Source organism: Sinomonas sp. G460-2, from assembly GCF_047759905.1.
Taxonomy (GTDB): Bacteria; Actinomycetota; Actinomycetes; order Actinomycetales; family Micrococcaceae; genus Sinomonas.
The window spans coordinates 1-13,263 of the sequence record NZ_JBKZWT010000088.1 but is presented as its reverse complement, the minus strand read 5'-3'; the positions used below and the strand labels follow the sequence as shown (position 1 = coordinate 13,263).

Annotated in this window: 11 protein-coding genes; 7 read left to right on the top strand and 4 right to left on the bottom strand. The window is 68.7% G+C overall.

What is annotated here, in order from left to right; all coding sequences use genetic code 11:
• From ACLN58_RS10480 to ACLN58_RS10460, 5 genes are all read left to right on the top strand, one after another.
• Window positions 1-419 (top strand): urease accessory protein UreF (locus ACLN58_RS10480; RefSeq protein ID WP_415855204.1); only part of this gene is annotated, 419 nt, incomplete at its 5' end.
• A 9-nt stretch (window positions 420-428) separates the two neighbouring features.
• Window positions 429-1,082 (top strand): urease accessory protein UreG, encoded by a 654-nt coding sequence (gene ureG, locus ACLN58_RS10475; RefSeq protein ID WP_415855203.1) that lies wholly within the window; start codon window positions 429-431, stop codon window positions 1,080-1,082.
• A 131-nt stretch (window positions 1,083-1,213) separates the two neighbouring features.
• A complete protein-coding gene (locus ACLN58_RS10470) occupies window positions 1,214-2,032 on the top strand; it encodes an urease accessory protein UreD (RefSeq protein ID WP_415855202.1) in 819 nt (272 codons plus the stop codon).
• 312 nt (window positions 2,033-2,344) lie between these two features.
• Complete coding sequence (locus tag ACLN58_RS10465; RefSeq protein ID WP_415855205.1) at window positions 2,345-2,779, top strand: acyl-CoA thioesterase; 435 nt, start codon at window positions 2,345-2,347, stop codon at window positions 2,777-2,779.
• Window positions 2,780-3,196: 417 nt separating this feature from the next.
• Complete coding sequence (locus ACLN58_RS10460) at window positions 3,197-3,829, top strand: DUF4190 domain-containing protein (RefSeq protein WP_415855201.1); 633 nt, start codon at window positions 3,197-3,199, stop codon at window positions 3,827-3,829.
• Between the two features lie 57 nt (window positions 3,830-3,886).
• On the opposite strand, the gene ACLN58_RS10455 is transcribed toward ACLN58_RS10460, so the two are convergent.
• Complete coding sequence (locus tag ACLN58_RS10455; RefSeq protein WP_415855200.1) at window positions 3,887-7,429, bottom strand: TM0106 family RecB-like putative nuclease; 3,543 nt, start codon at window positions 7,427-7,429, stop codon at window positions 3,887-3,889.
• A gap of 250 nt (window positions 7,430-7,679) precedes the next feature.
• On the opposite strand from ACLN58_RS10455, the gene ACLN58_RS10450 reads away from it, so the two are divergent.
• Window positions 7,680-8,483: a glycosidase gene (locus ACLN58_RS10450; RefSeq protein WP_415855199.1), complete on the top strand. Its 804-nt coding sequence runs from the start codon at window positions 7,680-7,682 to the stop codon at window positions 8,481-8,483.
• A gap of 221 nt (window positions 8,484-8,704) precedes the next feature.
• Window positions 8,705-9,406: an HNH endonuclease family protein gene (locus ACLN58_RS10445; RefSeq protein WP_415855198.1), complete on the top strand. Its 702-nt coding sequence runs from the start codon at window positions 8,705-8,707 to the stop codon at window positions 9,404-9,406.
• A gap of 5 nt (window positions 9,407-9,411) precedes the next feature.
• On the opposite strand, the gene ACLN58_RS10440 is transcribed toward ACLN58_RS10445, so the two are convergent.
• The 3 genes from ACLN58_RS10440 to ACLN58_RS10430 form a co-directional block, all read right to left on the bottom strand.
• Window positions 9,412-10,545 carry a 5-methylcytosine restriction system specificity protein McrC gene (locus ACLN58_RS10440; protein WP_415855197.1) on the bottom strand — a complete coding sequence of 378 codons (1,134 nt, stop codon included), beginning with the start codon at window positions 10,543-10,545 and terminating at the stop codon, window positions 9,412-9,414.
• Window positions 10,542-12,731 (bottom strand): McrB family protein, encoded by a 2,190-nt coding sequence (locus ACLN58_RS10435; RefSeq protein WP_415855196.1) that lies wholly within the window; start codon window positions 12,729-12,731, stop codon window positions 10,542-10,544. The genes ACLN58_RS10440 and ACLN58_RS10435 overlap by 4 nt, the downstream gene beginning before the upstream one ends.
• Before the next feature lie 109 nt (window positions 12,732-12,840).
• Window positions 12,841-13,263: iron chaperone (locus ACLN58_RS10430; RefSeq protein WP_415855195.1), on the bottom strand; the 423-nt coding region annotated here is incomplete at its 5' end.

Below are 13,263 nucleotides of genomic sequence, written 5' to 3'. Positions count from 1 at the left end.
CGGCGCAGATCCGCGCGGCGAGCCTCAAGATGGGCCGGCGAGTGCTCGAGATCGCGGCTCAGGCCTTCCGGTCCGAGGCCGTCGTCGCGTATGCGGATGCCGTGGCGGGCGGCCGCTGCCGGGGCCATTACGCGATCGCCTTCGCGCTCGCCGGTGCCGGCCAGGGCCTCGACGAGGAGGCGCTCGTGGAGGCGTACCTGTACTCGACCCTCACGTCCTTGGCCTACAACGCCGTCCGGGCAATCCCGCTCGGGCAGCTCGCGGGCCAGCGCGTCTTGGCGACGCTGCGCGCGCGGGTGCCGGCCGCCGTCGTCCGTTCACGCCTCGCGGACCCGCGGCACTTCGGTGCCACGGCGCCCGCCCTCGAAATCCACCAGATGCGGCACGAGCACCAGCGTGCCCGCATGTTCATGAGCTAAGGAGCCTCGATGACTGCAGGACATCTCACGGGCGCAGCGAGCAAGAGGGCGGCCGACCCCATCATCGTCGGCATCGGCGGCCCCGTCGGCGCGGGCAAGACGCAACTCGTGGAGCGCGTGACTCGCGCGCTCATCGGCGAGCTGTCGATGGCGGCCATCACGAACGACATCTACACGATCGAAGACGCCAAGATCCTGGCCCGCAACGGCGTGCTGCCCGAGGATCGCATCATCGGCGTGGAAACGGGCGGCTGCCCGCACACGGCCATCCGCGAAGACACGTCGATGAATCTTGCCGCGATCGAGGAGCTCAAAGAACGGCACGACGACCTCGAGCTCATCTTCGTCGAGTCGGGCGGCGACAACCTCTCCGCGACGTTCAGCCCCGAGCTCGTGGACTTCTCGATCTACATCATCGACGTCGCGCAGGGGGAGAAGATCCCGCGCAAGGCCGGGCAGGGGATGATCAAGTCGGACCTGCTCGTGATCAACAAGACTGACCTCGCGCCGTACGTCGGCGCCGATCTCGGGGTCATGGAGCGCGATTCGAGGTCGTTCCGTGGCGACAAGCCGTTCTGCTTCACGAACCTCAAGACGGACGAGGGGCTCGAGTACGTCCTCGATTGGATCCGCCGCGACGTGCTCATGACGGACCTCGCGTGACGGCGTACGTCGCGCCTTCCGCCGAGCCTTCCCACGGTTGCGCCGTCACCTCGGCAGGGTCGCACCCCGCTGACGTGACGGCGCAACAGGAAGAGCGGACGACGGCGGGTGCCCGCCTCAGTCCTCGCCCCATGGGCGAGCTTCGGCTGAGTGTCGCTCGCCGCGGGGGCCGGAGCGTCGCTGTCGAGCAGTTCCATTCGGGCTCCCTGCGGCTGCTCCGGGCCCACTACCCGGACGCGGGCCAGCCAGTGTTCACGGTGGTGAATCCTGGCGGGGGCTATCTCGGCGGGGACGCCTATTCGACGCGGGTGGCCCTCGGGGACGGCGCGTCCGCGGTCCTGACGACGCAGTCCGCCACGAAGGTGTACCGCACGCCGCAGGGACCGGCCCGCGCCGAGCAGGTGATCGGGCTGGGGCCCGGCGCGTGGCTCGAGTCGGTGCCGGACGCCCTCATCGCGTATCGGGACGCGACGTACCACCAGGACACGCTCGCGGACGTGGCCCCGGACTCCTCGCTCGCGCTTGCGGAGGTCGTCACCCACGGCTGGTCGCCGGACGGGGAGCCGTTCCGGTTCGAGGAGCTCTCGCTCGTGACCCGTGTGCGGGTCGGCGGGCGGCTCGCCGTCGTCGACAACCTGCTGATCCGTCCCGGCGAGGGCGGGTTGGGGCCGCTCATGCTTGGCGGCCACTCGCACGTCGGCTCGCTGCTCGTGGTGGATCCGCGTGCTGACGATTCCGCCGTCGTCGCCCTTCGGGAGCTCCTTGCCGAGCGCTTCGCGGGGCAGCCTGGAGGTCCTCTCGTCGGGGTGACGCGCCTCGCCGTGCCGGGCTTCGCGCTCCGCGCGCTCGTGGATTCGACCGAGGACGCCGAGGCCGTGATCCGCGCCGCGCTGGACTGGATGCGCGCCGAATGGCATGGTGAGGGACCCCTCGGGCTCAGGAAACTGTGAGATGGCCGCGAGCGTAACGGCGATTAAACACTGGTGACACCGCTCCGCAAGCTCGCCTCCGTAGGCTGGACTCAACAGACCGGCCGGGGCGGCCGAGCAGCGAGCTCGGGTCCCGGCGCCTGGTCCGAACGACCCCCCTCAGGGGCCGTGCTTGCGGGGCACTGAGCGCTCCGGGCGCGGCCCCAATGTATGGGAGGCTCGGCCGGCCAGGCTTGTGATAGACCGGACGGCATGACGACTGCCGAACACGTCGGCGCCTCGCCCGCGGCATCAGCGGGCGGCGCCGGCCAACGCCTCCGGGTACAGGTCCCCATGCGCTGGGGCGACATGGACGCCTACGGGCACATCAACAACGTGCAGATCGTGCGCATGCTCGAGGAGGCCCGGATCGCGGCTTTCGGCCCTCCCGGCGGCACTGGCGCCTCGGGCGTCGATCCGGTGATTCCGCTCTTCTCCGACGTTCCGCCCGGAACGCTCGCCCTCGTCGTCGAACATCGCGTCCGCTACCTCAAGCCTCTCGACTATCGCAACGTTCCCGCCGAGGTCGACGTCTGGGTGAGCGGGCTCAAGGCCGCCGCCCTCACGCTCGACTACGTGGTCCACGACCCCGTCGACGGTCACGAGTGCGTGCGGGCGACGACGGCGCTCGCCTTCGTCGATGAGCCGTCCGGGCGCTTGCTGCGGCTCACGGGGGTTCAGCGGGAGCGGCTCGCGCCCTACGTGGGGAAGGGCGTGTTCGAGCGCTGACGGGTGTTCGAGAGCTCGGGTGCCACTGGTGCTACTGACTCCGTAAGACGCCGGATCTTCGGGCACTGAGTTCGGGCGCGGAGGCGTCTCCGTAGCAACGGACGCTGCGAGGATGCCAGAGGCGCCGGCGACAGCTGACGGGAGCCGACGACAATGTCATGCAGCGACAGGGTGCGTTGTAGGGGATGACCGTCCGAGGGATGGCGTCACCGAGGGAGTCGGTCCATTGAGGCCGGCCCATTGGGCCCACCCCCATTTGTTGACCCGGCCCCCAGACGATGACGGAGGAGACCAAGGCCGCGAGGGCAGCGTTGTACATGTACAAAATGATCGGATTTTCGTGGCAGGATTGTCGCGACGTTAGAAGTTCGCCGGTATGGGGCTGGCGACCAACGTCCCTAATCCTTGAGGGGAACCATGACCACCACGCCCACGCCCACCGACAGTTCCACGTACTTTGCGGGGCAGCCGCCGCGCCGCAGCGCCGCGCTGGCGATTGTTGCGCTTGTCCTCGGCGTGCTCGCCTTCGTGTTCAGCTTCATTCCCATCGTGAACATCGTTGCGTTCTTCCTCGCGGTAGGCGCCTTCGTGTGTGGCCTCATCTCGCTCATCCGCAAGATGGGCGGCAAGGCTATGGCGATCATCGGCCTCGTCTTCTCGGTCATCGCGTTCGTTACGGCGATCATTGTGAACATCGCCGCTGTCGCAGTCGTGAGCTCAGCATCGAACGAGGTCTCGAAGAGCCTCGCCACCTATTCGGCCCAGGCCAGCGCGCAGCACACCATCCAGTACAAGGTCACGACCAACGGCGCCGCCACCGTCAACTACTGGGCTCCGGACGGCATGAGCCAAGCTCCCGTTACCTCAGCGTGGTCTAAGGACGTCACATCGACAGGGTTTTCGGCCGTGTCCGTGAGCGTGACGTCCTCGGATTTCCAGAACAAGAGTGCGTCTGTGGCTTGCGAGATCTTCATCGACGGGAAGAGCGTCGCCAAGAACACGGGGAGCGGAGCGGGCGCGATGGCGTCCTGCAACGCGACGACCAAGTAGGCGAGCTTGCCCGCACGGCGGGTGGCCCGGGCTGGTCGTTCGACCGGCCCGGGCCTTTCACCCTCCGCACAGGCCGATGAACGCCCCGAGCTCCTCAAGGGCCTCAGGCTTCCGCGGGAGGTAGGACGTCAGGCGAGGAGAGCGGACGATGACGGCCCGCCACATCGCGCGGGAGACGGCCACGTTGATGCGGTTCCGGTTGAGCAGGAACTCCAGGCCACGTGGCGCCTCGCCCGGGTCGGAGCACGCCATCGAGACGATCGCGATCACGGCCTCCTGACCTTGGAACCGATCGACCGTTCCGACGGGGGTCCCCTTGAGGTCGGCCGCGTCGAGCGCCTCCCGGATGAGGTTGACCTGGGCGTTGTACGGCGCCACCACGATGACGTCCTTCGCCTCGAGGGCGCGTGAGCCGGAGCCGTCGGTCCACGCGAGGCCCACGTGCTCGCGCACCTGGCGCACGACCTCCTGGGCCTCCTCCGGGGACGCCGTCGCGTTCCCCGAGTGCTCGACGTAGACGGTGTGGACCCCTGCGGGAACGTCCGAGAGGGACCGGGACTCGGTCGCGGCCGCCGCCGCGAGCCGCCCGGCATAGGAGAGGCGTGAGACGGCCGCCGTGAGCGGCGCAGACATCCTCCACGACTCCGGAAGGAAGTATCCGAACTCGGCGGGCAGCACCGCTTCGCCGTGCGCGAGCCAGCCGAGCGCCGAGTCATTAACGGGCTCGGGATGCTGGCCCTGGCTGACCTGCGGGAGCTGTTGCGGGTCTCCGAGGAGGAGCAGCCGCGTCGCCGCACGGCTCACGGCGATCGTGTTCGCGAGGGAGAACTGGCCTGCCTCGTCGATGACGAGCAGGTCGAGCGACTCGCGCGGAACCGACGAGCCCGTCATGGTCCACGTGGTCCCGCCGATGAGGCATCCGCCGGACCGAGCCAGGAGCGACTCGATGGCCTCGTTGCCCTGATTCGCGAGCGGCCATGGGAGCGGGTCGGGGCCGTAGTCCGCGCCGTCCTTCGGCTTCTTGGCGACCGCATCGGCCGGAACGCCCGCGTCGATGGAGCGGCGAAGCACGTTCTCGACGACGGCGTGCGAGTTCCCCACGACGCCGACCTTCCAACCCGACGCGACGAGGCGCGCAATGACTCGGCTCGCGACATACGTCTTCCCGCTCCCTGGGGGTCCCTGGACGGCGAGATAGGAGCGATCGAGGAGTCGGACGGCTGACTCGATCGCGTCGGGAAGGCTCGTTGTGTTTGGCGCCGCGGGGAGCGGCGCGTCACCGTTGGTTCGCGGGCGGGCGCGGCGGAGGAGGTCTACGGCCGGCTGGTGGAGCATGGCGGGCAGCACGTCCGCGACGCGCGCAGCGAGCTCCGCTTGGGCCGCCTCGATGCTCTTCGTACCGAGCGGCTGTTCCTCCGTGAGGGCGACCGGGAGCTGCGCGTACGGCTGCACCCCCTTCTTGGTCTTCTCCCACACGATGAGCACGTCGTCGCCGTCCTGCGAACCCATCTCAAGGAGGCGCGTTCCGTCCCATCCGTTCCGACCGAGCCCCTGCGAGTCCGTCGGTTCGAGTGGCTCCGGCAGCGGTTGCTCGAACTCCCGGAACCACGTGCTGCCCTCCCGGAAGTCGGAACCGGGCGTGATCTGGCCCCGGAGCCGGAGAGTGCGGCCGAACGTCTGCTTATCGCGGGCCCAGTCGGTGACGATCTCGGCGGACCGGACCACAAAGGCGTTCCGTGCGCCCTCGAGATCCGAGACCGGATGCTCGAGCCGATCGAAGTGGGCCCACCAATACGATTTCTTCTCGCGCGGCCAATACCGCACCGCCGCGGCGAGGAGCGCGACGGCCGTATCGTCTGCGGTAGCCCGCCCGTCCCCGGCCTCGGTCCCGTCCTCGCCGCGGGTCCCGAGGTAGCGCAAGAGCCGCGCCTCCGCGGGGTCGGTGGCCACCTCGAGCGCCGGTTCCTCGCGCCGCGGTGCCGCCGGGATGGCGCCCGGGCGCAGGGACGCGAGGCCGCGGAGCCACGCGTCCAGGCGAAGGGTCGAGACGCAGTCGTCTTCGTTGTACTCGAGGATGAGCCCGAGGAGGCGCTCTGTCTCCGCGGTGTCGCCCAAATCGCGGGCGGTGCAGAAAGCCGCGTACATCTCGACGGAGCCGGCCGCGGTCTGGAGCTCGGCCGTCCTGAGATCCGCGCCCATGTAGAGCGGTTCGAGCTTCTTGATCGAGTACGAGCGCTCCGAGATGCGGATGCTGTGCCGCACCGTCTCGTAGAGATCCACGAGGAGCCCGTCGCGCAGCCACGAGTCGATTTCTGCCTCCGCGACGGCGTGCCGCTGGGACAGGCGGCGGAGCGCGGACTTCTCGTATGCGGCGTAGTGGTAGACGTGCAGGTCGGGGTGCCTCGCACGCCGTTCCTCGATGTACGCGACGAAGTCGAGCAGAGCCTGCTTCTCCTCGGCGAGGGAGTGGGCGAGAAATGACCGGAACCGCGGCCGTTCGCCGTCAACCGAGGGCTCGACGATGCCGAAGAGGTACTCGAGCCCCCACAGACCGGTCGCGGCATCCTGCCACAGGGGGTCGCCCTCGAAGTCGAAGTACACGTCGCCGGGGCTCGAGCGAGGCAACGCCGCGATCGTGTGCTCGGGCAGGACGCCGAATCGCATCTCGTGCTCGGGATCGTCGCCGTGGGCTGGAACTGTCGCGCCGCCGTCGCCCGTTTCGATACCCGTCTGGAAGCGCGCCTGCTCGCGGAGCCGCGCGAGCGTCGCGTCGACCGGGTTGGGGGCACAAGCGGCGAGCTCGTCGATCGTCCAGATGCCCGCGTCCCGCAGTTTCTTGCGGCGCGAGAGGCTCAGGCCCGCGACGAGCAGCACGTCGCGCTGCTCCGCGGCCTGGACGGCGCAGTATTCGCAGCGGCCGCACGCCGCAACCCCGGGAGTCTCCCATTCCGCGGGCTCGGCCTCCGCCAGGTGAGCGCCGGTGAGCTCGGCAACCCTGCGCCGTCGTTCGCGGTAGGCCGGGAGGAGGTCCGGGAGGCTGAAGGAGGCCCAATCTCCAGTCCCGAGGATGAGTGTCACTCGGTCTGCGGGGTCGAAGCCGGCGAGCTCGAGCTGCTCTCCGTAGGCCGCGAGCTGCAGGAGAGCCTCCACCTTGGCGTGCCGCGCGAGCTTGGTGTCGAAGACTTCGTAGCGTCCATCGCCCTGCCGGACCAGGAAGTCCGAGCGCCCATGGAAGTGCCCGTCGAAGAACCCTGCCTGGTAGACGACGTCCGCCCCTGATCGCAGCGCGTCGAGCGACTCTGCGTGCTTCGCCTCGAGCACCGAGCGCTCCATGACTGCAGCGGGCTCGATCTCGGCGACCCCGCCCTTCCGCCCGGGCCGCCACGGACCGTACTGCGCGCGGAAGTCATCGAGCACCGCGAGCTCATGGCGGTCGCCCAGCTTCGCCGCGCGTTCGCGCATGGGGTCCTCGATGGCAAGCTTGGGAGCCCGCCCGAGCTTCTCGTCGAGCTGCCGCAGCAGCGCGAACTCGCACTTCGCCGCCGTCACAATGTCCGACGCCGAGACCACCAAGTCTGTCTGGTTGCCGAGGAAGAACACGAGACCCCCTTGCGCTTCGATGGTTCCCCGAAAAGCTGCCCAAGACCATCTCACCACCGGCCTCCGACAATTCTGCCCCCTCGTCGGTACCGAAGCGTTGCGGCGGCTTAACGTTCCGGAAACCCGCATGTCAGACTCTTGAATGGCTGGCCGATGACGCTCGTCACAGTCAGTCACCGTGCCCCCCGACCCGCGAGTAACCCGCGAGCATGGGTGGGCAAGGACGATCCATGCAACGAGAGGGGATGGGATGCCGAAGAACGCATCCGACAAGCTGGAAGCTCGACTCAAGGCGGTTCTTGACGGCCTAGCCGAGGCGCGCTGGGCAGGGGAGAACCCGAACGCCGGCGCGGTCCTGGCTGCGGCCGTCGAGCTGGTGCCGTTCGATGAGCACGAGGCGTTCCTGCTCTCCGGCGGGATCCCGCGGGGGCACAAGACCCTCACGAGCGCTACCGCGAAGCTCGTCAAGGCGGGCTGGATGGTCAAGGGGCGGTCAGGCTGGTCGATCACGGACGAGGGCCTCCGGGCACTCGTCGCGTTCCCGACCGTCGAGGCGCTGTCCGACGCGCTGGTCGAGGGTACGCCGATCCCCGAGAGCGTCGCTGTGCCGACCGAGGCGCCCGCGCCGAAGCCGGCCAAGAAGGCGGCCAAGGCGCCCGCCAAGCGCGCCGCCGCCGAGGTTCCGGTCGAGGCTGCTGCCGCCGAGGCGATTGCGGCTGAACCAGTTCCGGCAGAAGCCGTGGTCGTGGACGTCGTGCAGCCGCACGCGGTCGCGATCGCCGGGGACTTCGGCACCCATCTGGGTGCCGAGGCCGACTGGGAGCCGAACCTCGACGCGGTCCAGATGGAGCTGGATCAGGAGGCGGGCCGCTGGCGCCGCACGGTTGACCTTCCGGCGGGAACGTACACGTTCAAGATCGCGATCGACCGTTCGTGGGACGAGAACTACGGTGCGTTCGGCTTTGCGGGCGGCGCGAACCACGAACTCAACCACGACGGTGGGTCCGTGACCATCGAGTACAACCACGCCACCAAGGACGTGGTCTTCTCCTGATCCCGCGCGCCGCCGCCTCTGCAGGGTTCGACCTTGCAGGGGCGGCGGTGCCGTGAGAGGGCATTGTTCCTCCCCAGATTTACCGCTGCGGGTCTTGTCCACATCGCCAGTGCCGCGGACGACGGCGGAAGCCTCACCTATCTAGGGTGGGAGGACCACAACGAAGGTTCTTTGGGGGATCAATGCTGCGAGCGTCGCCGAGTCTGCGCCGACACCGTCCCGTGCTCAGGGTGGCCGCCTGCGCGGTCGGCGCGGTGCTCGCCGTGGTGATGGCGTGGCTCGTGGGGCTCGTGGACCCGCCCGGGCTCGGGTCTCCCGCGCCGTGGGCTGCTTCTCAGATCGGGGCCGTCCCCGCGTCGCGTCTCGAGTCTGCGAAGGGCGCCTGGGCAACGCTCGCCATCGAGGGCCGGCCCTCGAGATCCGGCTATTCGCGGGAGCGCTTCGGGCCCGCGTGGGACGACGTCGACCGGAACGGCTGCGACACGCGCAACGACGTGCTCGCCCGCGATCTGCGCGGCCCGGCCTTCGTCAAGGGAACGGCCGACTGCCTCGTGGCCTCGGGATCGTTGAGCGACCCCTACACCGGTCGGCTGATCCCCTTCGTCCGGGGCGAGCGCTCGGCGGATGTCCAGATCGATCATGTGGTGCCACTTTCGGACGCGTGGCAGAAGGGTGCCCAGCGGTGGTCCGCGGAGCAGCGTCTCGCCTTCGCGAACGACCCCGCCAATCTCCTGGCGGTCGACGGCGGCGCGAACCAGCAGAAAGGCGGCGCCGACCTCTCGGCGTGGCTCCCTCCAGCCAAGCAGTTCCGGTGCGAGTACGCGGTCCGGATCGTCGAGATCAAGGCCAAGTACAAGCTCTCGATGGCGGACGCCGAATACCGCAAGGCCGGTGAGATGCTCGGCCAGTGCCGGTCGGAGTGACGGTGCTAGCCCAGGTACGGCCTGACAGCGGTGATGAGCTGATCGCGGACCTCCACGGAGGAGAGCGAAAGGTCCACTGTCGCGGCGCCCAGGCGATGGCCCGCCGTGACGAAGGATTCCATGAGCGTGCCGTTGACCGCCGGGTACAGGAGCAGGCCGCCTGCTCCCGCCGCGAGAGGATCGGTCGGGGACTCCTGAGCGCGAACGAATGCGTAGAGCTCGAGGAGGTGCCCGCTGCGCAAGGTCTCCCGCGCGAACTTGCTGCTCGAGAGGGCGGCGGTGAACTTCGTGTCGAGAATCAGCCGGCGACCCGTGGCGGGGTGGTCGATCCAGACCTCCGTCACCATGTGCGGGAGCACGGCCGCGAGCCCAACGGTCGCCTCCGACGCCTTCCAATCGACCTTCCGGCCCCGCTGCACCTTCCAGCCGCGGCCCCTGCCGTGAGCCGTGAAGAACCCGGCGACGGCACGTTCGAACAGGTGCCGGAACTGGCGTTCCGAGAGATTGCCGCGACCGTGCCCGGGCGTCATGTATCCGGAGGGGAGGGCGAGCTGGAGGGCGAGTTTCGCCGCGAGCAGCACCGACCGATCACGAGCGTCGTTCCGGGTGAGGCGCAGCTGCGGGTCGCGTTCGCCCGCGCGGAGGTTGAGGACGCCCACACCGAGGCTCCCGAGGCGCAGCGACTGGGCGCGGCACCGGCGGGAGAGCTCCTCTGCGGTGCACAGGGGCGCGACCGAATCGAGCGCGGTGCGGATCATGCGGTTGCGGGCGGTGTCGACGGTGAGCTCTTCGAAGCGGCACGCGACGAGCCCGCGGGAGAGGAGCTGGTGCGACTCGGTGCGGAGGGTGTCGATCGCGCCGCGGACGCGGCTCAGGTCCCGAGACGTCGGCGCGAAAGCCGGCGTGAGCGGTCGCTTGAGGCGGTCCTCCGTGCTCGCGACGAGCAACTCGGCCAGAAGCTCCGGGAGCTTCTCGGGGTATTCCTCGATGCCGTCGAACGCCTCAGGGCCGGACTGGTAGAACTCCGACGCGTAGAGGAGGAGGAGCCAGACATTGCGGAGCGGGATCTCCACCCCGCCCGCGATGACGACCCCCGGGCCGCCGTCCTCCGCCGTCGTCCACGCCGACGAAGAGGTCACTCGAAGCCTTCCAGGAGCGCCTCGGTCGCGGCGCTCGCCTTCGCGGCGTCGTCGAACCAGTACTCCTCGAGCGTCGGGACGATCTCGGTGTCCACCACGCCGCGGAACCAGTCGTGGAATGAGGCCACATGTTCCTCGGCTGGCGGCGTGACGAAGCTGTGGCCGAGGCGGAACTCGCCGCCGAGGGAGGGATCCTCGGCGATGCGGTCGTTGAGCGCCTCGAAGCGAGTCCTCACGAGTTCGAGGTCGCCAGCCGGGACGTTGTGCCGCTTCGCCATCCAGTCTTCCCACGCGTCGTTGACGTTCGGCTCGAGGGAGACGAACGCGAAGCGTCGGCGGAAGGCGAGGTCCATGATTGCGAGCGAGCGGTCCGCGAGGTTCATGGTGCCGATGATGTACAGGTTGCTCGGCACGTGAACGGACTCCGAGCCGGAGCGGGGGTACGCGAGCTGGAGCGACTCGCGGGGCGAACGCTTGCCCGCCTCGATGAGGGTCAGGAGCTCGCCGAAGACCTGGACCGGATTGCCTCGGTTGATCTCCTCGATCAGCACCACGTGGGGCACGTCCGGGTTCGCGTTGGCGCGCTCGACCATCTCGAGGAACGGGCCGTCGACGAGCGTGAGCTTGCCGTCGGACCCGGGGCGCCAGCCGCGCACAAAGTCCTCGTAGCTGGAGTTCGGGTGGAACTGCGTGGCCCGGAGGGCGGACTTGTTGTCCCGCGTCCCGATCAAGGCGTACGCGAGGCGGCGTGCCAGCCAGGTCTTGCCCGTGCCGGGAGGGCCCTGCAGGATGAGGTTCTTCTTGGACCGCCACCGGGCCAGGTAGCCGTTGAGGGCCTGCTCGGGCACGAAGCAGCCGTCCGTGACGATGTCGCGAACCGTGTAGCTGGCCTGCGGAGAGACGGGGGTCGGATCGTCGTCGTCCTCGATCTCGGTCGCCTCGGCCTTCTCCGTGTGGGCGCCCCGACCATCCCGCTCGAGGTAGGCCGTCCACGAAAGCTCGGGGAAGGAATGCACGGCGAACTGCGGATCCTCGAACTTGTACACGAGGGTGTCGAGCAGCTGGACATACGCGATCCCGTCGGCCGCGAAGAAGTCCTGGTCGAGCATGAGCTCGGTCTTGAGGTACTGCCGCGAGCGTCCGTCGAGCGGCACGAAATTCCATGGCCGGATCCAGAACAGGCCCATGGTGAGCTTGGTGCCCACCCGGTAGATGTCCCTCGCCCGGCTGTAGGCCTCGGCGAACCGGAGGCGGCCGTAGTCCTCGCTCGAGTCCGCGGCCGCGAGGGCCGCCTCGAACACGTCCCACAGGCTGTCGATGTCGTCCTTGTGGCGCGTTCCCGCGGTCGGGAAGAACCACGAGTTCTGGTTATTGAGGAGTGGGATGCCGTCGAAGCTCGTGGGCGCCGGAGTCTGGACACCGAGCAGCTCGGCCCAGCCGGCCGCGATCTCCGTGCGCTTGGCCGGCGTCGCGCCCCGGTTGAATGTGCCCATGACCGTGAAGGGGCAGATGTCCTTGAGCGGCATCGGGTTGTCGCGGCGGTCGCGGTCAACGAGGAAGCTGAGTTCCTCATGCCGCTCCTGGAGGACGGCAAGGTGGGCCAGCAGCTCGTCCCGGCGATCGCGGTAGGCGAGGAGGGCCGTCGCCGTCTCCTCGTAGAACGCGGCCCACTCGAAGTGCTGCTCGGGCTTCGGGTCGATGTCACCGAAGCGCTTGGCCCAGGCCGGATCGTTGCGGAATCGTTCGGTGTCCTGGTCCCCATCCCAGAACGCGAAGCGGATGAGCGACTCCCGCATCCAGTTGCTGGGCGTGACCTTCCAGATGGTGTGGCGTCCGGTGTGGAGGTACCACTCGCGAGGGTGGGGGAGGCGGGTCCAGTCCACGGCGATGCCGCGGCCGTCCCCCGGGTTGGCCACGATCGTGCCGGTGGCCCAGATCGCCATGACGGGGACCGCATGGCCTCGAGAGTCGAACGGGAGGCCCGCGTCTTTGCGAACGTACGAGGTCTTGATGGCGATGCGGTCGCCGACCTTCATCGACTTCACCGTGTCGAAATACCGGTCCTCAAACCCGTTCTCCCAGATCCCCTCGGCGATGAACCTCTCCGTCTGGTCTTGGGGTTCTCGGTCCGAGTAGTAGGACCCGACGAACCAGTACTGACCCTCGGGAACGCTCGCGTCCGCCATTTTTCCTGCTCTCTGCGCATCGTGCTGGGGGGTGGGCACCCGAGAATTAGATCACGTCAAAATGACCTAGCGGCTAACACGAGCTGAGTCCAACCGGGCAGCGGGCGTCTCACCTACGCCCGAGCTTCGTCTCGATCTCGGCGAGGCGAAGTTCGATGATTCGGCGGACCACGGCGTCCGGGACGGGATGCTCCGCCGAGAACCGCAGAGTGCCGGCGGCCCAGTCGAATCCCGCCAGATCGTCAGCGAGCTGGGGGAGAACGCGCCCGCTGAACGGATAGATCGCGAGGTGCTTCTTGGTCTCCAGGGCGCTGAGGAGTCCCTTGCCCTCTATAAGGAGCGCGGGCATCGCGTAGCTCGTGCCCTCGACGGCTTCGGGGGCTGTCTCGCGGGCAATGGCGACGACGCGAGCCAGCGTCTCGCGGTTCGGTCCGGTGAGCGTGTCGAGGTAGTCCGTGACGGTACCCATGCGGACATCATCCCACCGTGGCCGGCCGTCACCCACGGGCGCGAACCGCCCTTGGGGTGCCCT

Coding starts and splice junctions, on each gene's coding strand:
- ACLN58_RS10435 (WP_415855196.1), bottom strand. CDS start 12,731: ATGGCGGACGCGAGCGTTCCCGAGGGTCAGTACTGGTTCGTCGGGTCC.
- ureG (WP_415855203.1), top strand. CDS start 429: ATGACTGCAGGACATCTCACGGGCGCAGCGAGCAAGAGGGCGGCCGAC.
- ACLN58_RS10460 (WP_415855201.1), top strand. CDS start 3,197: ATGACCACCACGCCCACGCCCACCGACAGTTCCACGTACTTTGCGGGG.
- ACLN58_RS10470 (WP_415855202.1), top strand. CDS start 1,214: ATGGGCGAGCTTCGGCTGAGTGTCGCTCGCCGCGGGGGCCGGAGCGTC.
- ACLN58_RS10465 (WP_415855205.1), top strand. CDS start 2,345: ATGCGCTGGGGCGACATGGACGCCTACGGGCACATCAACAACGTGCAG.
- ACLN58_RS10450 (WP_415855199.1), top strand. CDS start 7,680: ATGCCGAAGAACGCATCCGACAAGCTGGAAGCTCGACTCAAGGCGGTT.